This is a genomic window from Aeromonas sp. ASNIH7 (assembly GCF_002903485.1).
In the GTDB taxonomy this organism is placed as follows: domain Bacteria; phylum Pseudomonadota; class Gammaproteobacteria; order Enterobacterales; family Aeromonadaceae; genus Aeromonas; species Aeromonas caviae.
The window spans coordinates 4,188,463-4,215,083 of sequence record NZ_CP026226.1 but is presented as its reverse complement, the minus strand read 5'-3'; the positions used below and the strand labels follow the sequence as shown (position 1 = coordinate 4,215,083).

Annotated in this window: 22 protein-coding genes and 1 pseudogene; 15 read left to right on the top strand and 8 right to left on the bottom strand. The window is 63.8% G+C overall.

Going from position 1 to position 26,621, the window contains the following annotated elements:
* The first annotated feature begins 265 nt into the window (after positions 1 to 265).
* From dcuC to C2U47_RS19760, 5 genes are all read left to right on the top strand, one after another.
* A complete protein-coding gene (dcuC, locus tag C2U47_RS19780; protein ID WP_010674486.1) occupies positions 266 to 1,618 on the top strand; it encodes an anaerobic C4-dicarboxylate transporter DcuC in 1,353 nt (450 codons plus the stop codon).
* 90 nt (positions 1,619 to 1,708) lie between these two features.
* A complete protein-coding gene (locus C2U47_RS19775; RefSeq protein ID WP_029314413.1) occupies positions 1,709 to 3,358 on the top strand; it encodes a bifunctional metallophosphatase/5'-nucleotidase in 1,650 nt (549 codons plus the stop codon).
* Between the two features lie 279 nt (positions 3,359 to 3,637).
* Complete coding sequence (locus C2U47_RS19770; RefSeq protein ID WP_043154071.1) at positions 3,638 to 5,281, top strand: hypothetical protein; 1,644 nt, start codon at positions 3,638 to 3,640, stop codon at positions 5,279 to 5,281.
* 131 nt (positions 5,282 to 5,412) lie between these two features.
* Complete coding sequence (locus C2U47_RS19765; RefSeq protein WP_010674483.1) at positions 5,413 to 5,916, top strand: M48 family metallopeptidase; 504 nt, start codon at positions 5,413 to 5,415, stop codon at positions 5,914 to 5,916.
* A gap of 83 nt (positions 5,917 to 5,999) precedes the next feature.
* Positions 6,000 to 6,749 (top strand): DUF2927 domain-containing protein, encoded by a 750-nt coding sequence (locus C2U47_RS19760; protein ID WP_010674482.1) that lies wholly within the window; start codon positions 6,000 to 6,002, stop codon positions 6,747 to 6,749.
* Between the two features lie 230 nt (positions 6,750 to 6,979).
* Here C2U47_RS19760 and C2U47_RS19755 read toward each other — a convergent pair whose 3' ends face one another.
* Positions 6,980 to 7,234, bottom strand: a complete 255-nt coding sequence (locus C2U47_RS19755) for a DinI family protein (RefSeq protein WP_010674481.1) — start codon at positions 7,232 to 7,234, stop codon at positions 6,980 to 6,982.
* A 225-nt stretch (positions 7,235 to 7,459) separates the two neighbouring features.
* On the opposite strand from C2U47_RS19755, the gene C2U47_RS19750 reads away from it, so the two are divergent.
* Both C2U47_RS19750 and ykgO read left to right on the top strand, forming a co-directional pair.
* On the top strand, positions 7,460 to 7,729 hold the full coding sequence (locus C2U47_RS19750) for a type B 50S ribosomal protein L31 (protein WP_010674480.1): 270 nt from the start codon (positions 7,460 to 7,462) through the stop codon (positions 7,727 to 7,729).
* A complete protein-coding gene (gene ykgO, locus C2U47_RS19745) occupies positions 7,726 to 7,851 on the top strand; it encodes a type B 50S ribosomal protein L36 (RefSeq protein WP_010674479.1) in 126 nt (41 codons plus the stop codon). Before C2U47_RS19750 ends, ykgO begins: the two co-directional genes overlap by 4 nt.
* Before the next feature lie 68 nt (positions 7,852 to 7,919).
* Here the strand turns inward: ykgO and araC are convergent, their stop codons facing one another.
* From araC to C2U47_RS19725, 4 genes are all read right to left on the bottom strand, one after another.
* Complete coding sequence (gene araC, locus C2U47_RS19740; protein ID WP_010674478.1) at positions 7,920 to 8,831, bottom strand: arabinose operon transcriptional regulator AraC; 912 nt, start codon at positions 8,829 to 8,831, stop codon at positions 7,920 to 7,922.
* Between the two features lie 132 nt (positions 8,832 to 8,963).
* The gene (gene araH, locus C2U47_RS19735; RefSeq protein ID WP_010674477.1) at positions 8,964 to 9,965 is read right to left on the bottom strand and encodes an L-arabinose ABC transporter permease AraH; all 1,002 of its coding nucleotides are present in this window, start codon (positions 9,963 to 9,965) and stop codon (positions 8,964 to 8,966) included.
* A 48-nt stretch (positions 9,966 to 10,013) separates the two neighbouring features.
* Positions 10,014 to 11,510: an L-arabinose ABC transporter ATP-binding protein AraG gene (araG, locus tag C2U47_RS19730; RefSeq protein ID WP_010674476.1), complete on the bottom strand. Its 1,497-nt coding sequence runs from the start codon at positions 11,508 to 11,510 to the stop codon at positions 10,014 to 10,016.
* Positions 11,511 to 11,576: 66 nt separating this feature from the next.
* Positions 11,577 to 12,560 carry an arabinose ABC transporter substrate-binding protein gene (locus tag C2U47_RS19725; protein ID WP_010674475.1) on the bottom strand — a complete coding sequence of 328 codons (984 nt, stop codon included), beginning with the start codon at positions 12,558 to 12,560 and terminating at the stop codon, positions 11,577 to 11,579.
* Between the two features lie 360 nt (positions 12,561 to 12,920).
* Here C2U47_RS19725 and C2U47_RS19720 point away from each other — a divergent pair, with 360 nt between their 5' ends.
* From C2U47_RS19720 to araA, 3 genes are read left to right on the top strand one after another with little or no spacing between them, the layout of a single operon-like run.
* Positions 12,921 to 14,597 carry a ribulokinase gene (locus C2U47_RS19720; RefSeq protein WP_010674474.1) on the top strand — a complete coding sequence of 559 codons (1,677 nt, stop codon included), beginning with the start codon at positions 12,921 to 12,923 and terminating at the stop codon, positions 14,595 to 14,597.
* Positions 14,594 to 15,292 carry an L-ribulose-5-phosphate 4-epimerase gene (locus C2U47_RS19715; protein WP_010674473.1) on the top strand — a complete coding sequence of 233 codons (699 nt, stop codon included), beginning with the start codon at positions 14,594 to 14,596 and terminating at the stop codon, positions 15,290 to 15,292. Before C2U47_RS19720 ends, C2U47_RS19715 begins: the two co-directional genes overlap by 4 nt.
* 14 nt (positions 15,293 to 15,306) lie before the next feature.
* Positions 15,307 to 16,806, top strand: coding sequence for an L-arabinose isomerase (araA, locus tag C2U47_RS19710; protein ID WP_010674472.1), 1,500 nt, complete (start codon positions 15,307 to 15,309; stop codon positions 16,804 to 16,806).
* A gap of 95 nt (positions 16,807 to 16,901) precedes the next feature.
* On the opposite strand, the gene C2U47_RS19705 is transcribed toward araA, so the two are convergent.
* On the bottom strand, positions 16,902 to 17,792 hold the full coding sequence (locus tag C2U47_RS19705) for a LysR family transcriptional regulator (protein ID WP_010674471.1): 891 nt from the start codon (positions 17,790 to 17,792) through the stop codon (positions 16,902 to 16,904).
* 115 nt (positions 17,793 to 17,907) lie between these two features.
* Here C2U47_RS19705 and C2U47_RS19700 point away from each other — a divergent pair, with 115 nt between their 5' ends.
* The 3 genes from C2U47_RS19700 to C2U47_RS19690 are packed head-to-tail and all read left to right on the top strand — an operon-like array spanning position 17,908 to position 20,707.
* Positions 17,908 to 19,059 carry a methionine aminotransferase gene (locus tag C2U47_RS19700; RefSeq protein WP_010674470.1) on the top strand — a complete coding sequence of 384 codons (1,152 nt, stop codon included), beginning with the start codon at positions 17,908 to 17,910 and terminating at the stop codon, positions 19,057 to 19,059.
* Between the two features lie 8 nt (positions 19,060 to 19,067).
* Entirely contained in the window at positions 19,068 to 19,883 is an 816-nt protein-coding gene (locus tag C2U47_RS19695; RefSeq protein ID WP_010674469.1) for a carbon-nitrogen hydrolase family protein, read from the top strand.
* 53 nt (positions 19,884 to 19,936) lie between these two features.
* Positions 19,937 to 20,707: an ABC transporter substrate-binding protein gene (locus C2U47_RS19690; RefSeq protein ID WP_010674468.1), complete on the top strand. Its 771-nt coding sequence runs from the start codon at positions 19,937 to 19,939 to the stop codon at positions 20,705 to 20,707.
* 91 nt (positions 20,708 to 20,798) lie between these two features.
* Here the strand turns inward: C2U47_RS19690 and C2U47_RS19685 are convergent, their stop codons facing one another.
* Together C2U47_RS19685 and mprF are read right to left on the bottom strand one after the other, a co-directional pair.
* Positions 20,799 to 21,512 carry an AcvB/VirJ family lysyl-phosphatidylglycerol hydrolase gene (locus tag C2U47_RS19685; protein ID WP_103261876.1) on the bottom strand — a complete coding sequence of 238 codons (714 nt, stop codon included), beginning with the start codon at positions 21,510 to 21,512 and terminating at the stop codon, positions 20,799 to 20,801.
* 10 nt (positions 21,513 to 21,522) lie between these two features.
* A pseudogene (gene mprF / locus C2U47_RS19680) lies at positions 21,523 to 24,077 on the bottom strand (bifunctional lysylphosphatidylglycerol flippase/synthetase MprF).
* A gap of 219 nt (positions 24,078 to 24,296) precedes the next feature.
* Between mprF and C2U47_RS19675 the strand changes: the two are divergent.
* On the top strand, positions 24,297 to 25,007 hold the full coding sequence (locus tag C2U47_RS19675; protein WP_010674465.1) for a metallophosphoesterase: 711 nt from the start codon (positions 24,297 to 24,299) through the stop codon (positions 25,005 to 25,007).
* A 178-nt stretch (positions 25,008 to 25,185) separates the two neighbouring features.
* Entirely contained in the window at positions 25,186 to 26,613 is a 1,428-nt protein-coding gene (sbcB, locus tag C2U47_RS19670; protein WP_010674464.1) for an exodeoxyribonuclease I, read from the top strand.
* The last annotated feature ends 8 nt before the right edge of the window (positions 26,614 to 26,621 follow it).

The following is a 26,621-nucleotide window of genomic DNA, read 5'->3' as shown; positions in this document are numbered from 1 at the left end:
TTAATAACCCGATTGGGAGATTACCCCTGATCCAGCCCCCTGTCATCCGCTCTTGGCACCCGGTTGCTGCAAACGTGCGAGTCATCACCCCGGCTCAGGCGGGGATTTGCAGTCGAGATCACAAGCTGCCATCGAATGGATGGTGAAATACTCCTTAGTGGGTAATATCCGTAGTGTTTTTGTTGGCCGATGCCGGATAGTCCAGCGCAACCCTCTGGTGAGCCCTGGCAGGCCACCCCCTCATTTCAACTCTTGGGAAGGTTTTATGATAGAACTCCTGATCGGCACCCTGGTCACCCTGGCCGTGGGTCGCTACATCTTCAAGGGCTACTCCGCCACCGGGGTACTGCTCAGCGGCGGCCTGCTGCTGCTGGCGATCACCGCCCTGATGGGCAAGGCGGTGCTGCCGGCGAGCGTCCCCTCCACCGGCCACATGGCCACCGACATCTTCGAATACGTGCGCTTCCTGCTGGTCGACAGGGGGGGTGGCCTCGGCATGCTCATCATGGTGCTGTGCGGCTTTGCCGGCTACATGAGCCACATCGGCGCCAACACCATACTGGTGAAGCTCGCGAGCAAACCCCTCGGTGTCATCAAGTCCCCCTACATCCTGCTGGTGGCCGCCTATCTGGTCGCCTGCGCCATGTCGCTGGCGGTGAGCTCCGCAACCGGCCTCGGGGTTCTGCTGATGGCCACCCTCTTCCCGCTGATGGTCAACATGGGGATCTCCCGTGGCGCGGCGGCGGCGGTGTGCGCCTCGCCGGCCGCCATCATCCTCTCCCCCACCTCGGGGGACGTGGTGATGGCCGCCCAGGCCGCGAACATGGAGCTCATCGAGTTTGCCTTCAAGCTGACCCTGCCCATTTCCCTGGTGGCCATCGCCGCCATGGCGGTGACCCACTTCTTCTGGCAGCGTTATCTGGATCAGAAGGCCGGGGAGCACAACGCCGCGGTCGCCCCGAGCGATCTCGTCACCGACGCCCCCGGCTTCTACGCCATCCTCCCCTTCACCCCCATCATCGGTGTGCTGCTGTTTGACGGCAAACTGGGGCCCAAGCTCGATATCGTCACCATCATCGTCATCTGCCTGGTGCTGGCCGCCCTGCTGGAGCTGGTGCGCAAGCGCAACGGCCGCGAGCTGCTGGACGGGCTGCAGGTGTGCTGGCGCAACATGGCCGACGCCTTCGCCGGCGTGGTGATGCTGCTGGTGGGTGCCGGGGTCTTTGCCCAGGGTCTGATGGGGCTTGGTTTCATCGCCAACCTCCTGGATCTGGCCCAGAGCTTCGGTACCGGCGGCATCGTCATCATGCTGGTGCTGGTGGTCATCACCACCCTGGCGGCCTTCACCACGGGTTCCGGCAACGCCCCCTTCTACGCCTTCGTTGAGCTCATCCCCCATTTGGCCACCAGCCTCGGCGTCAACCCGGCCTATCTGGTGATCCCCATGCTGCAGGCATCCAACCTCGGCCGCACCATCTCGCCGGTCTCCGGGGTGGTGGTCGCCTGTGCGGGGATGGGCAATCTCTCTCCGTTCGAGGTGGTCAAACGTACCTCGCTGCCGGTGGCCGTCGGCCTGCTGGTAGTGATCCTCGCCACCCAGATCATGGTTCCCGCCTGACTCTTTACCGGCCCGGCTGCCGCCGGGCTGGTATCCCCCCCACCCCATGCAGTAGACTCGGTGCTCTTTTTTCCTAAGGAGGACCGAGCCTTGAGTATGACGGTTCAACTTGCCCACTTCAGCGACTGCCACTCCCATTTCGATGGCGCCCCCATGCGCTTCTCCCCCGATGGCGAGTCCGAATGGCGCACCCAGTGCGGCGGCTATGGCCGCATCCTGACCCGGCTCACCGCCCTGCGCCAACAGGCCGAGGCAGCCGGCCAGACCTGCCTGCTGCTGCATGGCGGCGATACCTTCCAGGGGTCACTTTACTTCAATCGCTTCAAAGGGCGGGCCAATGCGGACCTGCTGGCCCTCTTGCGACCGGATGCCATGGTGATCGGCAACCACGAATTCGATCTGGGCAACGGGCCGCTGGTGGAGTTTTTGCGCCAGCTCGATTTCCCGGTGCTCGCCGCCAACATCGACAACCGTCAGGAGCCCGCCGATGCCCCGCTGCGGCTGCAGGGACTGCCGCAGCTGTTTGACGCAAGCCGCCCCTGGCACAAGCGCGTCATCGACGACGTGCCCTTCGCCCTGCTCGGCATCACGCTGCCGCAGATGGCCGCCATCGCGAGCCCCGATCCCCACACCCGTTTCCACGGTATCGAAGAGACCTTGAGCCGTGCCCTCGGCGAGATCAAGGCCGCCGGCATCCAGCACATTATCCTGCTCAGCCACCTGGGTCTGGCGCAGGACAAGCGACTGGCGACCCGCTTCCCCGAGCTCAGCCTCATCGTCGGCGGACACACCCACAGCCTGCTGGGGGATCTGGCGCCGCTCGGGCTCGACAGCGAAGGCAGCTATCCCCTCATGGTGAACGGGGTGGCCATCCTGCACGCCGCCCACAGCGCCCTCTGTCTCGGGGTGTGCGAACTCACCTTCGACGAGCAGGGACGCGTGTGCCAAAGCCGCGGCCAGCTGGAGTGGTTACCCTGGGATCCCTGGCCCTTTGCTTCCCCGCCTCCTGCGGGGCTGCACTTCTGCGAACCGGCCCCCGAGCTCGAGCAGCATCTGGCCAGACGCTATCGCCCCGAGCTCGAAACCATGACCCGGCGCGTGGTGACCCGGCTCGCTGATCCGCTCCATCACCAGCGCCTGCCCGATGACAGCCTGCCCGCCGGCAGCCAGGTCGCCCCCCTGGTAGCGAGTGCCATGCTGGCCAGTGCCCGCGAACAGGTGGGTCAGGTGGACTTTGCCCTGCACAATGCCGGGGGCGTACGCTGCTCCCTCGAGCCCGGCCCCCTGACCGAAGCAGACGTTGCCGGACGCCTGCTGCCCTTTGCCATTCCCCTCACCCTCTACCGGGTGCACGGCCATGAACTGGCCGAAGCGCTGGAGGGGGCCATCGACAACGCCACCAACAACGGGGGGACGGGCAATGGCAGCGGCAGCTTCCCCTATACCGCCGGGGTGCGCTTCTGCTATCAGGCCGACAGACCCAAAGGGGAGAGGATCACTCGCCTGGAATGGGAAGCCAGCCCGGGTCAGTGGCAGCACGTCGAGCCGGATGCCATCTATCGCGGGGTCTCCAGTGCCTATACCGCCTCCGGCAAGGAGGGCTACACGGCCCTTGCCCGCACCCTGACCCAGCACAATCAGGAGCTCGGCATCACCCTGGCGGATGCCTTCCTGCGCTGGGCACGCCACCTGCCGGAACTCAGCCCCCTGCCGGCCTTGGTGGAGTATCACGGCCAGTGAATCTGGCACCGGCCCATCCCGGGTCGGTGCCGCCTTTCCCCCGCATAGGGGAATCCTGATCCGCTCCCAGGCGCAGGCCCCCTACCATGCAACCTCAGGCTGTGACGCCCGACTGCGCCAGCCCTGTCTTGTGATGGGGCCTGCCAGTGCAGCCAGAGGCGTGAAAACGATACTTTTACGAATTATTTCAGGTGCCTACACTTCTTCCATTGCATCGTGCAGCCCGGCTCGGCAAGATAAGCCCGCTTTTTCAGTCTTTCCCGCAGGAACAGGTCACCCATGAATCATGCCATCCGCTTTACCCCGCACCGCCACAATCCCGGGATCAGGCCGTCGGTCATCTTGCTCACCGCCCTGATGGCTCTGCTGTTCTGTCTGCGCAATCCGCTGTTCCACGGCATGGCCCCGGGATTTGATGCCTCCCTGTTTGCGGTGATGGGCAAGATGTGGAGCGAGGGGGGCGTACTCTATCGGGACATGATCGACATCAAGGGTCCCATGATCTTCGCCCTCGATGCACTGGGCTATGGCCTTGGTGGCTTCTTCGGGATCTGGCTGCTGGAGTGGGTGCTCTGCTGGCTGGGCCTCATGGCGAGCTGGCAGGCTTTTTCGCAGCTCGGGCTCTCGGTGCGGGCGCGACTTGGCAGCATGCTGGCCCTGCTGGCGCTCTACAGCACTCGCTACTACTACGGCAACATGACAGAGGACTGGACATTCCATCTGGCCCTCATCGCCCAGTGGGCTTTCATCACCATGCTGCTGGACAAGCGATTCAGCTGGGGACCGGCCCTGGTCGCCGCACTCACCTTCGCCATCGTGGCCTGGATGCGCACCAACAACGGCGCCTTCTGGGGTGCCTGGTATCTGGTGCTCTTCTGTCACTGGTGCCTGCGCGAGCAGTGGCGCTGCGCCTTTGCCCTGCTCTTTTCCAGCCTGCTTGGACTGGCCCTCGTCGGCGGCCCGCTCTATGCCTACTTCCAGCACCACGACGTGCTGGCCGAGTTCAAATACTACGCCTTCGGCATCTTCTTTGAAGGGAGCTACGGCAACGGCTTCTCTCCTGAGGTGGGCGCCGTCGGTCTGCTGCGCACCGGCCTCATCATGCTGCTGCCCGCCTTCCTCGTGCTGATGCTCGGGCGCCGCCAGGAGTGGTATCTCCCCGCGCTGTGCGCCACCCTGCTGGGGGTGCTGTTCACCCTGATCGCCAACTCGGTCTCCGGCCATGTGTTCGATCACTATGACGTGCTCTATCTGCAGCTTGGCCTGCTGCCGCTCGCCTGCCTGCTGGACAGAAGCGAGCAGCGATCCGATGCCCTGGGGCTACTTTGCATCTCCCTGGTGGTGCTGACCGCCAGCTGGTTGCTGGCCCAGCAGCTCGGCTATGGCTGGAGCACCAAGGAGTGGTCTCTGGAGCGGGTGCGCGAGGTGCTCGGCAACAGCCTGCTGTGGGCCTTGCCCGTGCTCATTCTGGTCCCGCTCTGGCGCGCCTGGGACGTGCGAAGCGCCACCCCCTGGCTCGCCTCGCTGGCCATGCTGGCGCTGCTGGTCAACAACGCCTGGGAAGGCAATCTCAAGGGCAGGCCGTTCAATCCCCCCGCCCAGGTCAGGGTCGATCGTATCCTGGCCGAGACGGCGCCCACCGACAAGATCTGGGTCGATGGCATCCAGCCGCAATACTACCTCTGGACCGATCGCCAGCCGGCCTCCGCCTATCTGTTCTTTGCCAACGTCAACCCGCCCTACGATGTGCGCGAGCGGGTGCTGGCTGACATCCAGCGCCAACAACCCAAATTCATCATCGCCAAACCGGAGCGGGTGGCACAGGAGCTCAAGACTCCGACCTCCCCCTCCCACCTTGCCTTCTACCAGTATCTGGCAGCCCAGTATGAAGAGGTGGACCCGGGCCTGTACCGGCGCCGCTAATCAGGCACACAGAAGGGGCCATCCTGGTGGTGGCCCCTTTTCGTTGTCGTCATAAAGAGGGGGGCCGACCATGTTCAAGGGGCCCCATCCTGACTACAATGGCGCTCTTTTTTGCGGCAGAGGGAAGAATCATGGCGGAGCTGACTTATCTGGGGGGCTATCCGGAGCCACTCAAGGCTCAGGTACAGCAGTTGATTGCGGCGGGCAAACTCGGCGAGATGCTGGCCAAGCGCTACCCGCAAACCCACCTCGTCCAGAGCGACAAGGCGCTGCTCGCCTATACCATGGAGCTGAAGAACCGCTACCTGAAAAGCTCCGCGCCGCTTTCCAAGGTGATCTTCGACGGCAAGATCAACGTGATCAAGGATGCCCTGGGACTGCACACCTATGTCAGCCGGGTGCAGGGCAGCAAGCTCAAGGCCAAGAACGAGATCCGCATCGCCGCCCTGTTCAAGGAGGCCCATCCCGCCTTTCTCAAGATGATAGTGGTGCATGAGCTGGCCCACCTGAAGGAGAAGGATCACAACAAGGCTTTCTACCAGCTCTGCCAGCACATGGAACCGGACTATCATCAACTGGAGTTCGATCTCAGGCTCTGGCTCACCTGGCGTGATATCGAGCGTACCGCCCGCTGATCCCCTTGCAAGGAGGCAAGATGCGCCCATGGCACACACCTGTCCAGCCCGTTCGCCATGGGCACTGGTTGCTCCCGGGGCTGATGCTCTGGCTCTTCTCCCTGCCGCTGTCGGCCACCGAACGCTGGCAACGTGATGACTACCTTGTCCAGAGCTTCATGGAAATCGCCATGAAACGGGAGTATGGCCATGAACAACAGGAGCACTTCTCCCGCTGGCCGGGCCCCGTGCGTCTCAAGCTCGTCAACGAATTCGGCGACAAGCCGCTACAGGCCGAGGTCGTCAAGGTACAGACCCGTCACCTGAGCAGGATCACCGGTCACCCCATCGAGATTGTCAGCGACAACCCCAATCTCACCCTCATCATGACCCGGCACAAACAGATGGCGAGCTGGGCTGCACGCACCATGCGCCAGGACGAGTCGGTGCGCATCGCCCTCAAGGAGGGGATCTGCCTGGCCAATTTCGCCACCAACGCTCGCTACGAGATCACCCGTGCCACCATCATCATTCCGGTGGATTACAGCCGGGCAAAGGGCCGTTTTCTGGATTGCGTGGTGGAAGAGCTGAGCCAGGTGATGGGGCTGCCCAACGACTCGGACAAGGTGTTCCCCTCCATCTTCAATGACAGCAGCATCGACAGCTTTCTGACCGGGCTCGATTACGTGTTGCTCAAGCTTGCCTACCACCCGGCATTGCAACCGGGCATGACGGCGGACGAGGTACGCACGGCGCTCCCCACCGCCCTCAAGGCACTGCGTGCCAATGGCGACATCGCACAGGCCACCCAACGAGTGCAAGTCGACAGCCTCAAGCGTTGGGCGGGACTCTGAGCGCAGCCAGAAACATTACTCTTTCGCCTTTCGCCTTTCGCCTTTCGCCTTTCGCCTTTCGCCTTTCGCCTTCATGGTCATGCGCTTACCCCATCAACGCAACACGCAGCCCATGGCTGCGTGTTTTGAAGAGCGGTTCGGCAAAGCCGGTACAGGGATCATCACCCGACTGGAGGTTCCTCCTCGCGCCCTGGTGGATCACGACGATGTTTGCCGCTGAGAGCTTATCTTCAGGCCTCCAGAGCCTCTTCTTCCGGCATCCAGCTATCGGCGTTTTCCCACACCTCCTGCACCATGGCTTCGGCCAGCTCCTTGTCTTCCTTGCTGGCGCGACTGACCGTCAGAGCCATGGCACTACCCGGTGCCACCCGCACATGCAGATCGGGAAAGCGCTCACCCAGTTGCTTGAGCAGCTCCTGGCGCAAGGCCTCCATGGTCGAGGTGGGGATCTGGTGTTTTCTGTCGATGATGATTTCCAGGCGCATAAGGTACGTCTCCATGATAGTTTACTGTATTTTTATACAGTATTTTTAAAAAGTAAAGATGGTGGCTGCACATAGGCCCTCACCGCTCACACCTTCTCGCTGACGATGTGCAGCCGAACGGCCCCGATTTTCCCCCATCGCTGTCATCATGGAAAAAACAGTTGATATTGATTCTCATCCATCGCATTATCCATCTCTTGTTATAACATAACAAAAGAGGCAATCATGCGCCCCCATATTCACCCTGAATACCGCAAGGTTCTGTTCCGCGATCTCGCCAGCAATACCTACTTTCTGATCGGCTCCACGCTGGCCACCGATCGCACCAGAGAGTGGGAAGATGGCAACACCTACCCCTATGTGACGCTGGATGTCTCCAGCGCGTCCCACCCCTTCTATACCGGCAAACAGAAGCAGGTCGGCAAGGAAGGTCAGGTCGCTCGCTTCGGCCAGCGATTCGGTCAGTTCTTCAGCAAAGGAAAAGAGAAACAATGAAAGTCCTCGCCTCCCTGAAATCCGCCAAGTCGCGTCACCCGGACTGCCAGATCGTGCGTCGGCGCGGCAAGTTGTTCGTCATCTGCAAGAGCAATCCCAGGTTCAAGGCTCGTCAGGGCTGATTGCGCATCCGCCCCTCATGGATAACAAAAGCCCTCGTCATGAGGGCTTTGTCATCTCTGGGCTCTGCTCACAGCGGGGTGGCGCACTTGCGGTACTCGGTGGGGCTGACCCCTACCCGCTTTCGGAACACCCGCGAGAAGTAGAGCTGATCGTCATAGCCCACCTGCTGGCCTATGGTGGCGACCGACAGCGGCGTGGTCTGCAGCAGCAGCTTGGCCCGCATGATGCGCTGATCCTCGCGCCAGCGCACTATGCTCACCCCCACCTGCTCGCGAAACAGGTGCGCGAGGCGCGAGGGAGACAAGAATACCTGCTCCGCCAGCGCTTCCACCGAGATCTCGGCCGAGAGGGACTCGCTCAGGATCTGGCACGCCTCGTGGACCCGGTGATCGATGGCGGGATAGGCATTCTGGGACGATGCCTCGTAGCAGCGGATGAGCAACCGCTCCAAGAGGTTCATGGCCAGTTGCTCCGACATGGGCCGCAGCTGCTTGTGGGTCTCCTCGATGTCGAGGAAGAGGGCGTCGAATTCGGTGAGCAGCTGGTTGTCCGCCAGTTGCAGTCGCCCCACCTGCTCCGTCACCTGGGGCCACTTGAGCCAGTCAGTCCAATAGGCCCGCGGCCGGAAATAGACCCAGCGGTGATACCACTCCCGGGCATCCGGCGCCCGGCCGTAATGGTGCACCGCCGCTGGTGGAAAGAGCAGCAGGTCGCCGGGTTCCACGGTGAAGGCCTTGTCCCCCTGAAAGATCTGCCCCTTGCCCTTGATGGTCAGATTGACGATGAACCCCTTCATGCCGTGGGGCCTGTCGATGGTGAAATCCAGCGCGCTCCCCTGCTCGATGGGAGTCATCCCCGAGACCAGGAAGACGTCGAAGGCGTAGCCAGGCAGCAGGGGATTGAGTTGTTTCGGCTTCTCTTTTTGCATCGAGGACATGGCGGAAAACAGGGTTTCGGTAAAAAAGTCGACATGGGCCATTGTAGAGATCCGGCGTAGGAACCCCCTATGTTCGCAAGCTGTTCGTTGTGAAATTGTTGAACTGGCTCACAGCTTGCCGGGGAAAACACCGGGCCGGCGCGAGGCCGGCCCGGTGACGAGGAAAGACATCGCTCAGATACGGGCTTTGCGCACCTGCTTGTAGCGGTCGAACAGCACGGCGGCGAGCAGGATGAGGCCACGCACCACGTACTGGGCAAACGGGGAGATGTTGAGCAGGTTCATGGCGTTCTCCATCAGCCCCAGGATCAGCACCCCGGCGATGATATAGGATATCTTGCCGATCCCCCCCTTCATGGAGACCCCACCCAGCACGCAGGCGGAGATCACCACCAGCTCGAAGCCGATGGAGGTCATGGGCTGACCCGAGGTCATGCGGGATGCGAGGATGATGCCGGCGAGCGAGGCGATGAGCCCGGTCATGGTGAAGATGATGATCTTGGTGCGCACCACGTTGACCCCGGCCAGACGCGCCGCCTCCTCGTTGCCCCCCATGGCCAGGGTATTGCGCCCGAAGGTGGTCTTGTTGAGCAGCAGACCGAACAACACGAAGCAGACAGCCGTCAGCCAGATGGGCGTCGGGATGCCAAGCAGGGCGGAGTTGCCAAGCTCGAAGAAGCCCTCCTCCACGATGCCCACCGCCTTGCCGTCGGAGATGATGTAGCCCACCCCGCGCGCCATCTGCATGGTGGCAAGGGTGGTGATGAGGGCGTTGATCTTGAATTTGGCCACGACGATGCCGTTGATGAGGCCAAAGACAAGGCCCACCGAGAGACCGGCCAGAATGCCGAGGGGGATGCTCTCGGTGGCGTTGATGCCCACCGCGCAGGCAACCCCGGAGCAGGCCACCACGGAGCCCACCGACATGTCGAACTCGCCGGAGGCGAGGCAGAACAGCATGCCGCAGGCCACCATGCCCGACATGGAGACGGCAAGCCCGAGCCCCCGCATGTTGATCAGGCTGGCGAAGTTGGGGACCAGCACGCAGGCGAGCAGGAACAGGATGGCGAAGATCACCAGCATGCCGTACTGATCCCAGATGCGGGTCAGTTGCAGGCGGGTACCGCTCGCCGCGGTGTCGTTGGCGGCTTGGCCGACCGAGGTCGTTGTTGTCATGGTATTTCTCCTGAAAATTCCGGGTGCTATCTCGTTGCGGTCAGCAGATCAACGGGCCGGCATGGCCAGATTGAGCGCCTTGACCTCGTTGGCCTCGTCGTGGGAAAGCTCGCCGGCGATCTCCCCCTCCCGCATGACCAGGATCCGATCCGCGATGCCCAGCACCTCCGGCAGCTCGCTCGAGACCACCACCACGGCGATGCCCACCTTGGCCAGATCGTAAATCACGTTGTAAATCTCGTTCTTTGCCCCGACGTCGATGCCTCGGGTCGGCTCGTCGAGCAGGATCACTTTCATGTCTTCCGACAGCCAGCGTCCCAGAATGGCCTTCTGCTGGTTGCCGCCGGAGAGGTTCATGATGGCCTGCTGGGGAGACGGGGTCTTGACCCGCATGTCGCGGATCCGCAGCCTCGCGTTCTCGTCCTCCCACTTCTGGTTGATCCAGAAGCCTCCCCACGCGTGGTGGCGGCGGGCGCTGATGTTGATGTTCTCCTGCACCGAATGGATGGGGATGATGCCGAGCGCCTTCCTGTCTTCGGTGCAGAGCATGATGCCGCTGCGAATGGCATCGATGGGGCTCTGAATGACCACCTGTTTGCCAAACACCGATATCTCGCCCCCCCGAGGTGTCTCGGCGCCGAAGATAAGCTTCATCAGCTCGCTGCGCCCGGCCCCCACCAGCCCGAAGATGCCGAGGATCTCCCCTCTCTTTACCTCGAGCGACACCGGCGCCTTGAGGCCGGGTCCCATCAGGTGCTCCACCTTGAGGCCCGCCTCGCCAAGCGGCCTTGGGCTGTAACCATAGATGTCGGTCAGTTCGCGCCCCACCATGGTCTTGACCAGCAGATCCCGGTCCACCTCGGCCATGGAAGCGAAGGTGCGCACGAACTGGCCATCCTTGAACACCGTGATGGCATCGCACAGGGCGAAGATCTCGTCCATGCGGTGGGAGACGTAGAGAATGACCTTGCCCTCGTCCCGCAACTGGCGGATGACCCGAAACAGCTGCTCAATCTCGCGGGACGAGAGGCTGCTGGTCGGCTCGTCGAAGGCGATGACGCTGGCGTCCCGGGTCAGGGCCTTGGCGATCTCCACCATCTGCCACTGACCCAGGGACAGGTACTTGAGCGGCGTCTCGGGGGAGACATCCATCCCGAGGCGTGCCAGCTGCCTGGCTGCATCCTGATAGAGCTTCTCCCGATCGATGACGCCGCGCCGGGTCGGCAACTGCCCCAGGTAGATGTTCTCCGCCACGCTCATTTCAGGGACCAGGTGCAGCTCCTGATAGATGATGGCGATCCCGCTCTCAAGGGCATCGACCGTGTTTTGGAACACTTTCTCCTGACCCGCCAGCTTCACCACCCCGCGGGTGGGCGCCTGAAAACCGCTCAGGATCTTGAGCAGGGTGGACTTGCCGGCCCCGTTCTCTCCCATCAGCGCGTGTACCGTGCCCTGCTGGCAGGCGAAGGAGACGTTCTGCAGCGCCTTGACGCCGGGAAACTCCTTGCTGATGCCGCAAAACTCCAGATATGGAACTTGATTCATGAGATGACTCCAGCCAGCCGGCACGGCGCACTCCGCCATGCCGGCATGGGTATCAAGGGATGGGGATCACAGCCCTTTCTTTTGCAGCTCGGCCTTGAAGTTGTCGCGGGTGATGAGTACCACGTCGGTCACCTCGGTGAACTTGGCAGGCTCGGCGCCGTTGACGACCCAGTCATGGAGCATCTGGATGCTCTTGTAGCCGTGTACGTCCGGGCTGGGCAGCAGGGAGCCGAGGAAGCCGGTGGCGCTGGACTTGGAGAGCTCGTTCACCGCATCCACCCCGTTGATACCGATGCCGATGACGTTCTCCGCCTTGAAGCCCTGCCCTTCGGTAGCGCGCACGCCGCCGAGCACGGTGTTGTCATTCATGCCGACGATGAGCCAGTTCTTGACCTCGGGGTGTTGCACCAGCATGGAGTTGGCGGCATCCAGCGCCCCCGGAATGTCGTTGCTCTTGGTGGGCGCGCGGAAGATCTGGCCCTCGGGGAAACCGGCGGCCTTGAGCGCGCCCAGGGAGCCCTCGACCCGGCGACGGGCGGTGTCGAGCTCGTCGGCGGTGATGGCGAGCACCCCGGTCGCCTTTACGTCCCACTGGCGCTTTTGCATCTCCTTGTAGAGCTCCTGACCCTGACGCTCGCCAATCTTGGTGGCGGCCATCATCACCAGGGGCACTTGCTCCATGGGCTGGCCCTTGGCGTTGACGAACTGGTCATCCACCGTGATGACCTTCAGATCCATGCTGTTGGCCTTGGCCATGATGGCGGCACCGAGTTTGGGATCAGGGGTACAGATGACGAAGCCCTTGGCGCCATTCGCCGCCAGACTGTCGATGGCATTGAGGGTCTTCTCCCCGTCGGGGACGGCTATCTTGATCACCTCGAAGCCCAGTTCCTTGCCCGCCTTGTCGGCGAAGTTCCACTCGGTCTGGAACCAGGGCTCCTCGGGCTGCTTGACCAGGTAGCCCAGCTTCAGCGCTTCGGCCGAGAAAGCAGAATTTGCCATACCAAGGGCGAACCCCATCGCGATCATGCCTTTAACGATTTTGTTCATGCGAATGTCTCCAACGGTTCTATCAATCCATGTATCCACGCAGTGCTGCTCGTTGAGTCAATCAAGTCGCAGCCATATAAAAACATGCTTAAACAGGACGTTATTGTTGTTGCTGATTGAGCGAACCAAGTTGTAATCGTTTTCACAATTAAAAATGGAGAGCAGGATCACGCCATGAGATTGCAGCCATTTCGTCTATATAATTAGCAATTTCGTCACATATTGAATTTTAGAGAGCCGTCACCCTGTCGCACTGACAGCGTTAAAATCCATATTTCCAGCAGCCAATGGCTAACCGCCCCTCCTGCCCATCTCCTATGGTTCCCCCCAGTCACCCCTCATTGATGGTCAGGAGCACTTATGTCTGAGCACATCGTCATCGGACTCGATTTCGGCAGCGACTCGGTCAGGGCACTCGCCGTGCGCTGCCAGGACGGCGCCGAGCTGGCGACCCATGTCGTCTATTACCCGCGCTGGCAGGCAGGCCACTACTGCCAACCGGTCAACAACCAGTTCCGCCACCACCCCCTCGACTATCTGGAGTCCATGGAGCAGGCAGTGGTGGCGGTGGTGAGCCAGCTCACGCCGAGTCAGCGCACCGCCGTGCGCGGCATCGGGGTGGACAGCACCGGCTCCACCCCCGCCCCCATCGACAGAGAGGGGCGCGTGCTGGCCCTGCGTCCGGAGTTTGCCGACAACCCCAACGCCATGTTCGTGCTGTGGAAGGATCACACCGCCATCGAGGAGGCGGAGGCCATCACCGCCCTGTGCCACGGCGGCCAGTTCCCCGACTACAGCCGCTACATCGGCGGCATTTACTCCTCCGAGTGGTTCTGGGCCAAGATCCTGCACGTCTCCCGCGCCGATGCCGCCGTGCGCGCCGCCGCCTGCAACTGGGTCGAGCTGTGTGACTGGGTCCCCGCCGTCCTGAGCGGCACCCAGGCCCCGGCCACCCTCAAGCGCGGGCGCTGTGCCGCCGGCCACAAGTCCCTCTGGCACCCGAGCTGGGGCGGCCTGCCGCCCGCCGACTTCCTCAATGCCCTGGATCCCCTGCTGACGGAGGATCTCGACTTCCCCCTCTTTACCGGCAGCTGGACCGCCGATCTCCCGGTCGGCACTCTGACCCCGGAGTGGGCGGAGCGGCTACACCTCTCCTGCGAGGTGGTGATCGCCGGCGGCGCCTTTGACTGCCACATGGGGGCGGTGGGAGCCGGGGCCGGCAACAATGCGCTGGTGAAGGTGATAGGCACCTCCACCTGCGACATCCTGATCGCAGATGAGGCCACCATAGGTGATCGGGCCATTGCCGGGATCTGCGGCCAGGTAGACGGCAGCGTGGTGCCGGGCATGGTGGGGCTGGAGGCAGGACAGTCCGCGTTCGGTGACATCTATGCCTGGTATCAGCGCCAGCTCGGCTGGCCCCTGGACAGCCTCGCCGCCCAGTATCCGGAGCTTCGCACCGCCATCGAGCGCCACAAGCAGGCCCTGTTACCCAGCCTCGCCGCCGCCTGGGATCAGCAGCGCGACCTGGCGCACCTGCCGGTGGTGCTCGACTGGTTCAACGGCCGGCGCACCCCCTATGCCAACCAGCGCCTGCAGGGCACCCTCACGGGGATCAACCTCGGCACCGATGCCCCCGATCTCTTCGGTGCCCTGGTGGCCTCCACCGCCTTCGGTGCCCGCAGCATCATGGAGTGCATGACCAGTCAGCAGGTGCCGGTGGAGCAGGTGATCGCCCTTGGCGGCATCGCCCGCAAGTCCACCACCGTGATGCAGACCTGCGCCGACGTGATGAACAGGCCTATCCAGGTGGTGGCCTCGGATCAGTGCTGCGCCCTGGGGGCGGCCATCTTTGCCGCCGTGGCGGCCGGGATCCACGCCGATGTGGCCAAGGCCCAGCACCACATGGCGAGCGCCGTGGAGCGCACCCACCAGCCACACCCCGAGCGGGTCGCCGAGTATGAACGCCTCTACCAGCGCTACCTCGCCTGGGGCGCCGCCGCCGAACCGCTCTACAACCGGGGGGTGCCGGCATGAACCTCAAGACCCTCAAGGATCAGGTGCTCGCCGCCAATCTGGATCTGCCGCGCCATGGCCTGGTGACCTTCACCTGGGGCAACGTGAGCGGCATCGACCGAGAGCGCAATCTGGTGGTGATAAAGCCAAGCGGCGTCAGCTATGAGCGGATGCGGGTCGAGGACATGGTGGTGCTGGATCTGGCGGGCAAGCAGGTGGAGGGGGACCTTCGCCCCTCCTCCGACACCGCCACCCACCTGGTGCTCTATCGCGCCTATCCGGAGCTTGGCGGCGTGGTGCACACCCACTCCACCCATGCCACCGCCTGGGCCCAGGCGGGGCGTCCCATCCCCATTTTCGGCACCACCCAGGCCGACTACTTCCACGGCGAGATCCCCTGCTCCCGCCTGCTCACCCCGGGCGAAGTGGAGGAGGATTACGAGGGGCTGACCGGTCATCTCATCGTCGAAACCCTCAAGCAGACCCCCATCCTCACCATGCCGGGGGTGCTGGTGGCCAACCACGGCCCCTTCAGCTGGGGCAAGAGCGCCGAGGATGCAGTGCACAACGCCGTGGTGCTGGAAGAGGTGGCCCGCATGGCCTGGCTCACCGGCCAGATCAACCCGGGGGCCCGCCCCCTGCCCGATTACCTGCTGGAGAAGCACTACCAGCGCAAGCATGGCAAACACGCCTATTACGGCCAGACAAAAGCCTAAAAGAGGACAAACTCATGGAATTGATGAAACAGCTGGAAGTGTGGTTCCTGGTCGGCAGCCAGCACCTGTATGGCGCCACCACATTGAAGCAGGTGGCCGATCACGCCCACACCATCGCCAGCCAGCTCAACGAGGGGGCGAACCTGCCCCTCAAGATAGTGCTCAAACCCACCGGTACCACCCTGGATGAAATCAGCGCGGTGGCCCGGGATGCCAACCACGACGAGCGCTGCGCCGGGCTCATGGTGTGGATGCACACCTTCTCCCCCGCCAAGATGTGGATCCCGGCGCTGAGCCAGTTGCAAAAGCCCCTGCTGCAATTTCACACCCAGTTCAACCGGGATCTCCCCTGGAGCGAGATCGACATGGACTTCATGAACCTGAACCAGACCGCCCACGGCGGGCGCGAGTTCGGCTTCATGGGGGCCCGCCTGCGGCTGCCGCGCACCGTGGTGGTGGGTCACTGGCAAGATGAAGAGGCCAGACAGAAGATTGGCAACTGGATGCGCATCGCCGCCGCCATCCACGACAGCCGCCACCTCAAGATCGCCCGTTTTGGCGACAACATGCGCAACGTGGCGGTCACCGAGGGCGACAAGATTGAGGCCCAGATCCAGTTCGGCTATCAGGTGAACTACCACCCGGTCGGCGATCTGGTCAAGGTGATCGATGCCGTGCCCGAGAGCGACATCGAGGCGCTGCTGGCCGAATATGAAGCGACCTACACCCTGACCGAGGCGGTGCTGGCGGGTGGGCCGCTGCGTGCCTCCTTGTACGAGGCGGCGCGCCAGGAGCTGGGGATGAAGAAGTTCCTCACCGACGGCGGCTTTGGCGCTTTCACCACCACCTTCGAAGATCTCTATGGTCTGCACCAGCTGCCGGGCCTCGCCTGCCAGCGTCTGATGGAGCAAGGCTTCGGATTTGGGGCAGAAGGGGACTGGAAGACAGCGGCCCTCTTGCGCACCCTGAAAGTGATGGGATATGGCCTTGCGGGGGGTGCCTCCTTCATGGAGGACTACACCTACCATCTGGAAGCGGGCAACAACCTGGTGCTGGGGGCCCACATGCTGGAGGTCTGCCCCTCCATCGCCGCAGGCAAACCCGTGCTGGACGCCCAGCACTTAGGCATAGGCAAGAAAGCCGATCCGGCCCGCCTGCTGTTCGCGGCCCCGGCGGGCAAGGCGGTCAACGCCAGCCTCATCGATCTCGGCAACCGCTTCCGCCTGGTGGTCAATCAGCTGGAAGTGGTGGACCTGCCAGAGGCCATGCCGAAACTCCCGGTGGCCAGCGCCCTGTGGAAACCCCTGCCGGACCTGCAGACCAGCGCCGAGGCCTGGATCCTGGCGGGCGCCGCCCACCACTCGGTGTTCACCCAGGCGGTGGACATCGAGCAGCTGCGCACCTTCGCCGACATCATGGGTATCGAGTTTGTGGTCATCGACGAGCACACCCGCATCCCCGCGCTCAAGGAGCAACTGCGCTGGAACGAGGTCTACTACAAGATCTGCCAGTGACCCTTTAATCGGCCAGCGGCCATCACCATGACTGTATGGAGATGGTATTCACCTGACAACAGCCCCGCCCGCGGGGCTGTTTCATTTCGCGTCCCTCAGGGATGACCCTCCCCCTCCAGCAGCCAGTGACAGACTCGCTGCACCCCGTGGCGCTGGCTGTCGGGCCGGGCGATCAGGGCGTATTCGTGATCCGTCTCCAGCACGGGGGCAAAGGGAGCGACCAGGGCGCCGCTCTCCAGCTCCTCGGCCACTATGGTGGGATCCCCGAGAGAGAGGCCAAACCCCTGCAAGGCGGCATTCATCGCCAAGTCCAGGGTATCGAACAGCTGCCCCCCCTGGGGCTGCCAGGGGATGTCGAGGAAGGCGGCGAACCAGTTGCGCCAGTCCCGCCTATCGGCGCTGGCATGGATGAGAGGCAGCAGGGGCAGCTCGTTCAGGTCGCGCTCGAACAGACGATGCTTGGCAGCAAACGCCGGGGCGCAGACCGGGGTCAGCCGTTCCCGAAACAGGGGCTGGCTGTGGGGATAGCGCCCCAGGCAGGGCTGGTAGACGATGGCGAGATCGAAGGGCTCCCGGGAGAAGTCGATGCCATGGCTATGGCTGCCACGCACCTCCACCGCCTCCCCCTCGAACGCCTGCAACCGCCGCAGCAGCCAGCGGCTGGCGCAGGAGGGCACCTTGATGCTGATCGCCTGTTCGTGGGGCAGGGTCTGCAAGGCGCTGAGCCCCTCCCCCATGCGGGCCAGCCCTTCACGAACGAAAGGCAGCAGCCGCTCGGCGGCGGGGGTCAAGGTGAGACAACGGGTGCCGCGCACGAACAGCAGGTGGCCCAGGCGCGCCTCCAGCTGGGCGATCTGCTTGCTCACCGCCCCCTGGCTCACGCACAGCTCGTCGGCAGCCAGGGTAAAACTCAGGTGGCGGGCAGAACACTCGAAGACCTGCAGACCATAGAGAGGCAACTGAGTACGCGGCTGGGTGGACAACATGACAAGCCTCCATGCTTGAGAAAAACTCATGCATACCATGCCGAATAATCCGTTGTCCGGCAAGCCTTGGGGGGGCTAAAAAGGGACCTCTTTCACACACGCAGGTGACGGCCCCATGTCCATCCCCCAGGTTTCCAGCAAACTGCCCCAGGTGGGCACCACCATCTTCACCGTGATCGGGGATCTGGCCGCCCGCCACCCCAGCATCAACCTCTCCCAGGGGGCGCCGAGCTTCCCCTGCGATCCCGAGCTCATCCGGGTGACCCACGAGGCCATGCTGGCCGGTGAAAACCAGTACGCCCCCATGACGGGGCTGCCTGCCCTGCGCGAACAACTGGCGGCCAAGATTGCAGCCAGCTACGGCCATCACTATGACGCGGGCGAGGAAATCACCATCACCGCCAGCGCCAGCGAAGCCCTGTTCTGCGCCATCACCGCCCTGGTTCACCCCGGCGACGAGGTGATCATGTTCGAGCCGGCGTTTGACAGCTACCGCCCCATGATCCAGTTGCAGGGAGCCACCCCTGTGGTGATCGCCCTCAAGGCGCCGGATTTCGCCATTCCCTGGGACGAGGTGGCCGCCCGCATCACCCCCCGCACCCGCATGATAGTGCTCAACACCCCCCACAACCCCACCGGCACCGTCTGGCAGGCAGGGGATCAGGAGCGCCTCGCCCGCCTGGTGCGCGGCACCGACATCCTGATCCTCTCGGACGAGGTGTACGAGCACGTGGTGTTCGACGGCGCCCTGCACCAGAGCGTCATCCGCTATCCGGAGCTGGTGGAGCGCTCCGTCGCCGTCTTCTCCTTCGGCAAGACCTTCCACGTCACCGGCTGGCGGGTGGGCTACTGCGTGGCTCCCCGTCCCCTGATGGAGGAGATCCGCAAGGTGCACCAGTTCGCCATGTTCGCCGCCGACACCCCCATGCAGTACGGCTTCGCCCACCTGTTGCAGCAACCGGCCCACTATCAGGGGCTGGCAGCCTTCTACCAGCGCAAGCGTGACCTGCTCGCCTCGGCCCTGGTGGATTCGCGCCTGACCCTGCTCCCCTCGGCGGGCAGCTTCTTCATGCTGGCGAGCTACGAGCGGGTAAGCGACGAGCCCGACAGCCTCTTCGTGCAGCGGCTCATCCGCGATCACGGGGTCGCCACCATTCCGGTCTCCGCCTTCTATCACGACGGCACGGATCAAAGAGTCATCCGCCTCTCCTTCTCCAAGGATGACGACACCCTGCTGGCGGGCGCCGAGCGCCTGTGCGCCGTCTAGGGGGCACCATGGATTCACTGCGCGTTGCCGTCCTCCAGATGGTCTCCGGGGATGACCTTGACCACAACCTGACCCAGGCCGAGGCGTTGCTGCGTCAGGCCGCGGCCGAGGGGGCAGAGCTGGCCCTGCTGCCCGAATATTTCTACCTGATGCCGGTCGATGAGCGGGCGCGCGTGGCCCTGGCCGCCCCCGTTGGCGATCACCCCCTGCTTGCCTGGGCACAAGGCTTGGCCCGGGAGCTCGGGCTCTGGCTGCTGGCGGGCACCCTGCCCCTTGAAAGCGAGGAGCCAGGCAAGATGCACAACAGCAGCCTGCTCATCGACCCGCAAGGGCAGCTCGCAAGCCGCTACGACAAGCTGCACCTGTTTGGCTTTTGCACCGGGCAGGAGCAGTATGACGAGGCCGCGACCATGACCCCGGGCCGGGAGGTGGTGAGCCATCCCCTGCCCTGGGGCGTGCTGCGCCTCGGGATCTGCTACGACCTGCGCTTCCCGGAGCTGTTTCGCCTGGGGCCCGCCCCCGATTTCATCGCCCTGCCCGCGGCCTTCACCCACACCACCGGGCTCGCGCACTGGGCGCTGCTGCTGCGGGCCCGTGCGGTGGAAAACCTGGCCTTCGTGTTTGCCAGTGCCCAGGGGGGACATCACCCCGGTGGGCGGCGCACCTTCGGCCACAGCATGATCATCGATCCCTGGGGCCGGATACTGGCCCAGGTAGAGGAGGGTCAGGGCATGGCCATCGCCACCCTGGATCTGGCAGCACAGCGCACGGTGCGCAGCCAGTTGCCGGCCCTCACCCATCGCAAGATAGCCGTCGGCCCTTGAGGCCGGCACCCTTTAGCACGCTAGGAATGACACCACACTTCAAGGGACTGACCATGAAACTCAACACACTGATGATGCTGATGGCCCTGGCCACCGCCGGCCAGGCCGCCGCCAAACCCCTGGTGATCGCCACCGATGCCACCTATCCCCCCTTCGAGATGGTCGACAGCAGCGGCAAGCTCGGCGGCTTCGAGGTCGATCTCGCCTATGCCCTGTGCGCGGCCATGAAGACCGAGTGCGAGGTGATCAACCAGCCCTGGGATGCCCTGCTGCCGGGCCTGCAGGTGCGCAAGTACGACGCCATCATGTCCTCCATGAACATCACGGACGAGCGGCGCCAGAAAGTGGACTTCAGCCAGGTCTACTACATGATGCAGAACCGCTTCGTGGGGCGCAGCGACAAGGCGGCCGACTTTGCAGACGATCCGGCCCACTTCAAGGGCAAGGTGATCGCGGTGCAGGAGGGCACTCCCCAGGACAACTTCGTCACCGCCCGCTATGGCGAGGTGGCCAAGATCAAGCGCTACGTCAACGCCCAGTCTCCCATGCTGGATCTGCAGTCCGGCCGCGCCGACTACACCTTCGGCAACATGGTGCAGTTGAAGGTCGGCTTCCTCGACAAGGAGATGGGCAAGCAGTTCGCCTTCGTCGGCCCCCAGTTCAACGGCACCCAGGACAAGATCCTGGGAGAAGGGGTGGCGGTAGCCCTTCGCAAACACGATGACAAGCTCAAGGCCCGCTTCGATGCCGCCATCGAGAGTGTCAAGGCCGACGGCACCTTCAACACACTGCTCAAGAAGTACCAGCTCGAAGATCTGCTCTGATCCCGGCATGCCGGCCCCCTGGACAGTTGCAAGGGGCCACGGCAACAGGGCGGCCATTGGCCGCCCTGTGTCGTTTCCCGGCCTCTCGCCGTTATTGGGCCAGGCCCAGGTGTCCGGCAATCTCCTGATACAGGGTCTGGTAGTTGTCGTCGAAGTGGTGGGAGCCCGGCAGGGTCACCGTCGTCACGTTCGGCTGCTGCAAGCGCGGACAGAGTTTGACCGGGGAGTCATCCTCCGCCCCCTGCACGCAGAGCAGCGGCAGAGTCTGAATGCGTGTCACCTCCGGCAGGGTGGGATAGCTGCCCCCCTTGTCGTGCACCACCATGTCGTTGACGTGGATTTCGAAATCCGACGCCGTCGAGGGGGAGAGCATCACGGCCCCCGCCAGGCTGCCGCGATAGGCTGGCGGCAGACGATTGATGACGAAGGGCACTATCTCGGCACCAAAGGAGAAACCCACCAGCAACCAGCGCTGGCGCCCCCAACGGGACTGGTACTCGGTGAGGATGCGCACCAGATCCGCCGTCGCCTGCTCCGGCGTCTTCTTCTTCCAGTAATAGGAGAGCGAGCTCCAGCCCACCACCGGCATGCCGTGGGCCTGCAACTGGGCGCTGAGCCCCTTGTCCAGCGCCGCCCAGCCGCCATCCCCGCTCATGAAAACCACCATGGGGGCAGACGAGGCTTGCGCCACCGGCAACTCCACCAGCCCCAGCTCCGCACCGACCCGGCCCGGCTGGGCGGCCACTGCCGGCAAGGTGAACGAAGAGACGAAACAGCAAATCAACAGCAACAACATGGCTCTCATGGGCCAACTCCTATTTTTTCATGAGCCCGAAGGGGCCGCGACTGATGAGGGAGACGAGATGGGTCAAGGTGCGGGGCAGCACCAGATGGCCGGTACAGAGCAGGTAGCGGGGCTCCCACCTTGGGCCGAACTTCTCCTTGTAACGCCGCAATCCCTGGAAGTTGTAGAAACGGCTGCCCCGGGTGAACAGGGTGTTGCCAAGGCGGGCCCAGTAACCGCCGAGGGGGTTGTCGTTGAAGCCCGACATGGGGGCCATCCCCAGGTTGAAGCTGGCATAACCCTCCTGCTTGCCCCACAGCAGGAGCTCGACAAACAGGAAATCCATGACAGGCGCCGCCCCTGTGTCGAGGCTGTAGCGCATCAGATCGATGGAGAGGCTCTCCTTGTTGTCGCTGGTCCATAGGTTGGCAAACCCGACGATCTGCCCCTCCCGCCGCACCAGCGCCATCGGGTTGAGGGTGAGGTAGGCGGGATCGAAACTGCCCACGGAGAAGCCCTTCTCCCTGCCCTGCTTGCTGTGCAGCCAGCTGTCGGAGATCCCCTTCAACTCGGGCAGCAGGGGGGCAATCTCACCGGGGGCCACCACCTCGAAGCGCAGCCCTTCCCGCTTGCCCTTGGCGTGACTCTGGCGCAGGTTGCGCAGGCGACTGCCGGCGAGATCGAAGCTCGGCAGATCCACGATGGCCTCCTCCCCCAGCTTGAAGGGGATGAGCCCGAGATCCAGATAGACAGGCAGATAACGGGCCGACACCTGGTAGAAGACAGGGCTGACGTCGTGCTCGTCACAGCGCTCGCGAAACTGCCAGAGCAGCTCCTCCACCAGAGAGGGCTGACCGACGGGATCCCCCATCACTATCCAGCTACTGCCCTCGGCCCCGTACATGAGTAAGGCCTCGCCGCTGGGGTGGAACAGCAGGGACTTGTCCCCGAGCTGGGCCAGGTAGCCGTGGCCTCCCCCTGCCCGCATCACCAGCCCATGGGCACGGGAGAGCGCCTCGGCATCCGGCTTGCCGACGGGCAGGCGCAAGGGGGCCAGCAGATGGGCCACCCCGACCACCGCCAGCACGCCGATGACGCTCCCCATGGCGCGCAGGGCACGGGAGGCGGCCCCGGGCCCGTGGGCCGAGACGTGCAGCCAGAGGGAGGGGTCGTACTCCACATGGCGGTAGGAGAAGAGCAGCAACCACAAGGCCCCCAGCAGCACGGCCCCCACCGACATCAGCCAGGAAGGGGTGAACCGGGCGTGAAGCAGGGAACCCTTGCGATAAAAGAGAGGGCGGCAGGGGGTGATGATGAGCAAGAAGCCCCCGAGCAGCAGGGCGGACTCCCAGTCAAACCCCTTGAACAGGGAGAACAGCATGCCAAGCCCCAACAGCCACTGGGTGATCCTGAATGCCCCGTCATGACGGCGGTAGAGGCTGTGGGCCAGCAACAGCAGCAACACGCCGCTGACGCTGCCGAGCACATGGGAGAGCTCCAGCAGGTGCAGGGGCAACACCTCCAGGAAGGCTTCGATCCGCCCCCTCATAGTCGGGATCATCCCGGAGCAGAGCAGCAGGGTGCCCGCCGCGAAGGTACCCATGCTCACCAGGGCGGGCACGAACTCCCGGGTCGCCATCATCACCCCCTGCAGCCGGTGCAGGCGGGCCCGCTGTTGCAGCAGCTCCTGACCTGCGAACAGCAGCAGGGCACAGAGGAAGGGCAGGAAGTAGTAGACGCAGCGGTAGATAAGCAGGGAGGCGAGCAGCTTGTCCACCGGCAGATAGTGGGTGAGCAGCAGGCTCATGCTCGCCTCGAAGACCCCGATGCCCCCCGGCACATGGGCCAGCACCCCGAGCAGGCTGGAGAGCACGAAGGCACTGAGCAGCACCGGATAGGGCACGCTGCCCGATGGCAGCAGCACATAGAGCACGGCGGCGGCGGCCATCCAGTCGAGCAGGGCGATGAGCAGTTGCAGCAGGCGGTATCTGATGCGCGGCAGGAACAGCGGGTGTCCGCGCCAGACCAGGGCTGTCCCCGGCCACACCAGATACGCCAACACCGTCAGCAGGGCCAGGCCCCCCGCCAGTTGCAACAACCCGGTCGCCCAGCGGGGCCAGTCCACCAGCAGGGCCGCCCCCTGCCCCAGCAGCAGGGCACTGCCCCCCCAGCCCAGCAGACCGAGGAAGAAGGTGATGGAGCAAAAGAGAATTACCCTGGCCACCTCCCCGGTGCCAAGCCCCAGGGAGGAGTAGAGCCGGTAGCGTACCGAGGAGCCGGTGAGCAGCGCAAAGCCCAGGGTGTTGGAGAAGGTGTAGGCGATGAAGGAGGTCATCCCCACCTGCTGCCAGGGCAGGCGTTTGTCCAGCACCTTCAGTGCCAGCAGATCATAGCAGCAGAGGCAGCCATAGCTGAGCAGGGTGAGCAGCAGGGCGCCCCCCAACTGCGGCAAGGGTTGTGACCAGATGGCCTGGCGGATGTCGTGCCAGTGCCACAGGTGGGTCAAATGATAGAGGACGGTCAAGGCCGCCCCCAGCAGCAGCAGGCTGCACAGGGGCCTATCCAGATCAACAGCTGACGCCGCATTCAAGATTCCTGTCAAAAAGCGTGGAGAAAGAGAGCCTCCGAAAGCGGGCGGACAAGGCGCCCTCCCGGAGTGACTCCCCCACAGGCGGCGCGTGACGCCGCACGTTCACGGGGGCAATCCTATGATTTACCAGGCCCTGCCCGCTCGCCACTTTTCTTCTGTAACCTTATGTACAGGCAGACAAAACATCCCCGTCCGGGATAGAGGCAGGAGACGCCATGACACCCTCCCCCCTGATAAGACGCTTCCCCCAAAACGCCCTGGGGCGCGATCTGGCCGTCGGCGACATCCACGGCCACTTCGCCCTGTTGCAGCAGGCCCTCGACACCCTGGATTTTGATCCCGCCCGGGACCGTCTCTTCAGCGTCGGGGATCTGGCGGATCGCGGGCCCGAGTGCAGCGAGGTGATCCACTGGCTGGCCAGACCCTGGTTTCACCCGGTCTGCGGCAATCACGACGACTACGTCTGCCGTTACGAGAGCTGCGATCGGGAGAACTGGATCCGAAACGGCGGCGGCTGGTTTCAGCACCTGACCCCTGCCGAGCAGGCGGCGTTCGCCGTCCACTACCGCAGCCTGCCCCTGGTCATCGAGGTGGCCACCCCGGCCGGTCCGGTCGGGCTGCTTCACGCCGATTGTCCCTTCTCCTCCTGGCAGGGGCTGCTGGACCAACTCGATGCCGGGGTGAGCGGCGGACGGCTTCGGGCCATCAAGAACGTCTGCCTCTGGTCAAGGCGCCGTATCGAACGGCTGGACGAGAGCGGGGTCGCGGATCTCGCCGCCCTGGTGGTGGGCCACACCCCGGTGAGGGAGCCGGTGCGCCTTGGCAACGTCCACTACATCGACACCGGCGGCTGGTATCCCGAGGAGGGCGGCTACTTCACCCTGCTGGACCTCAATACCCTGACCCCTCACTTTCCCCTGCCCTGAGCCGGACCGATGGGATGATCAGGCTCACGGACAACGCCCACTGCCCATTAAAGCGCCAGGCGAACGCCCCGGACTTCGCTCTGCCAGCGCGATGGTTTACCATGCAGGCAATTGCGGTGCATGGCACCCCCACCCAGGCGCCAGGCGCCGCCGTCATCGGACACTCCTTTCGAGCAACATGAGCACATCAGCGCACCCGGCCAGCGGGCCCACGTTCTATTTCCACGACTACGAGACCTTCGGCATCAGTCCGGCCAAAGACAGACCGGCGCAGTTTGCGGGCATTCGCACCGACGGGGATTTCAACGTCATCGGCGAGCCGCTGGTGATTTACTGCAAGCCGCCGGCGGATTACCTGCCGGAGCCGGAAGCCTGCCTCATCACCGGCATCACGCCGCAAAAGGCGATGAAGGACGGCCTGTGCGAGGCGGACTTCATCCGCCAGATCCACGCAGAGTTCGCCACCCCGGGCACCTGCGTGCTCGGCTACAACAGCATCCGCTTCGATGACGAGGTGACCCGCTACACCCTCTATCGCAACTTCTATGACCCCTATGCCTACGCCTGGCAGAACGGCAACTCCCGCTGGGACATCCTCGACATGCTGCGGGCCTGCTACGCCCTGCGCCCGCAGGGGATAGAGTGGGCGTTTGACGACGAGGGCAAGCCGAGCTTCAGGCTGGAGAAGCTCACCGTCGCCAACGGCGTGGCCCACGCCAACGCCCACGATGCGCTCTCGGATGTGCTGGCCACCATCGAGATGGCCAGGCTGGTGAAAAAGGCTCAGCCCAAGCTCTTCGAGTACCTCTTTGATCTTCGCAACAAGAACAAGGTGAAGGCCCTCATCGACGTGGTGACCATGAAACCCCTGGTGCACGTCTCCGGCATGTTCTCCCCCTGGCAGGGGTGTGCAAGCTGGGTGTCGCCGCTCGCCTGGCACCCCACCAACCAGAACGCGGTGATCATGGTGGATCTGACCCGTGACCCCACTCCGCTTATCGAGCTCTCCTGCGAGGAGATCCGCGAGCGCCTCTACACCAAAAAAGAGGAGCTGGGGGATCTGGCCGGCATTCCGGTCAAACTGGTGCACATCAACAAGTGCCCGGTGCTGGCCCCGGCCGCCACCCTGACGCCGGAGCGGGCGGACGAGCTGGGCATCAACCGGGCTCAGTGCCGCAAGAGCCTGGATCTGCTGCGGGCCCACCCCGAGGTGCGGGAAAAACTGGTGGAGGTGTTCAACCAGGAGTTTGCCGGCAGCAATGACGGCGACCCCGACACCCAGCTCTACGCCGGTTTCTTCGGCCACGGCGACAAGTCCACCATGGATCTGGTGCGCGCCACCCCGGCGGATCTGCTGGGGGAGCGGGAGTTTGCCTTCACGGATCCCCGTCTGCCCGAGATGCTGTTCCGTTACCGCGCCCGCAACTGGCCCCACACCTTGAGCGAAGCGGAGCAGAAGCGCTGGCGCCTGCACTGCAGCGACTACTTCAGCCGCCGTCTGCCGGATTATGTGCCGCGCCTGGAAGCCCTGGCGGAACAGAACCAGGGGAACGAACGGAACTTTGCGATTCTAAAGAGTCTCTATCACTACCTTGAAAATCTATGAGATGTGAG

Coding starts and splice junctions, on each gene's coding strand:
- C2U47_RS19750 (WP_010674480.1), top strand. CDS start 7,460: ATGCGCCCCCATATTCACCCTGAATACCGCAAGGTTCTGTTCCGCGAT.
- sbcB (WP_010674464.1), top strand. CDS start 25,186: ATGAGCACATCAGCGCACCCGGCCAGCGGGCCCACGTTCTATTTCCAC.
- C2U47_RS19685 (WP_103261876.1), bottom strand. CDS start 21,512: ATGAGAGCCATGTTGTTGCTGTTGATTTGCTGTTTCGTCTCTTCGTTC.
- C2U47_RS19700 (WP_010674470.1), top strand. CDS start 17,908: ATGTCCATCCCCCAGGTTTCCAGCAAACTGCCCCAGGTGGGCACCACC.
- C2U47_RS19675 (WP_010674465.1), top strand. CDS start 24,297: ATGACACCCTCCCCCCTGATAAGACGCTTCCCCCAAAACGCCCTGGGG.
- araG (WP_010674476.1), bottom strand. CDS start 11,510: ATGAATCAAGTTCCATATCTGGAGTTTTGCGGCATCAGCAAGGAGTTT.
- C2U47_RS19755 (WP_010674481.1), bottom strand. CDS start 7,234: ATGCGCCTGGAAATCATCATCGACAGAAAACACCAGATCCCCACCTCG.
- C2U47_RS19765 (WP_010674483.1), top strand. CDS start 5,413: ATGGCGGAGCTGACTTATCTGGGGGGCTATCCGGAGCCACTCAAGGCT.
- C2U47_RS19760 (WP_010674482.1), top strand. CDS start 6,000: ATGCTCTGGCTCTTCTCCCTGCCGCTGTCGGCCACCGAACGCTGGCAA.
- C2U47_RS19720 (WP_010674474.1), top strand. CDS start 12,921: ATGTCTGAGCACATCGTCATCGGACTCGATTTCGGCAGCGACTCGGTC.
- C2U47_RS19695 (WP_010674469.1), top strand. CDS start 19,068: ATGGATTCACTGCGCGTTGCCGTCCTCCAGATGGTCTCCGGGGATGAC.
- C2U47_RS19725 (WP_010674475.1), bottom strand. CDS start 12,560: ATGAACAAAATCGTTAAAGGCATGATCGCGATGGGGTTCGCCCTTGGT.
- C2U47_RS19705 (WP_010674471.1), bottom strand. CDS start 17,792: ATGTTGTCCACCCAGCCGCGTACTCAGTTGCCTCTCTATGGTCTGCAG.
- C2U47_RS19770 (WP_043154071.1), top strand. CDS start 3,638: ATGAATCATGCCATCCGCTTTACCCCGCACCGCCACAATCCCGGGATC.
- araH (WP_010674477.1), bottom strand. CDS start 9,965: ATGACAACAACGACCTCGGTCGGCCAAGCCGCCAACGACACCGCGGCG.
- ykgO (WP_010674479.1), top strand. CDS start 7,726: ATGAAAGTCCTCGCCTCCCTGAAATCCGCCAAGTCGCGTCACCCGGAC.
- dcuC (WP_010674486.1), top strand. CDS start 266: ATGATAGAACTCCTGATCGGCACCCTGGTCACCCTGGCCGTGGGTCGC.
- araA (WP_010674472.1), top strand. CDS start 15,307: ATGGAATTGATGAAACAGCTGGAAGTGTGGTTCCTGGTCGGCAGCCAG.
- araC (WP_010674478.1), bottom strand. CDS start 8,831: ATGGCCCATGTCGACTTTTTTACCGAAACCCTGTTTTCCGCCATGTCC.
- C2U47_RS19690 (WP_010674468.1), top strand. CDS start 19,937: ATGAAACTCAACACACTGATGATGCTGATGGCCCTGGCCACCGCCGGC.
- C2U47_RS19715 (WP_010674473.1), top strand. CDS start 14,594: ATGAACCTCAAGACCCTCAAGGATCAGGTGCTCGCCGCCAATCTGGAT.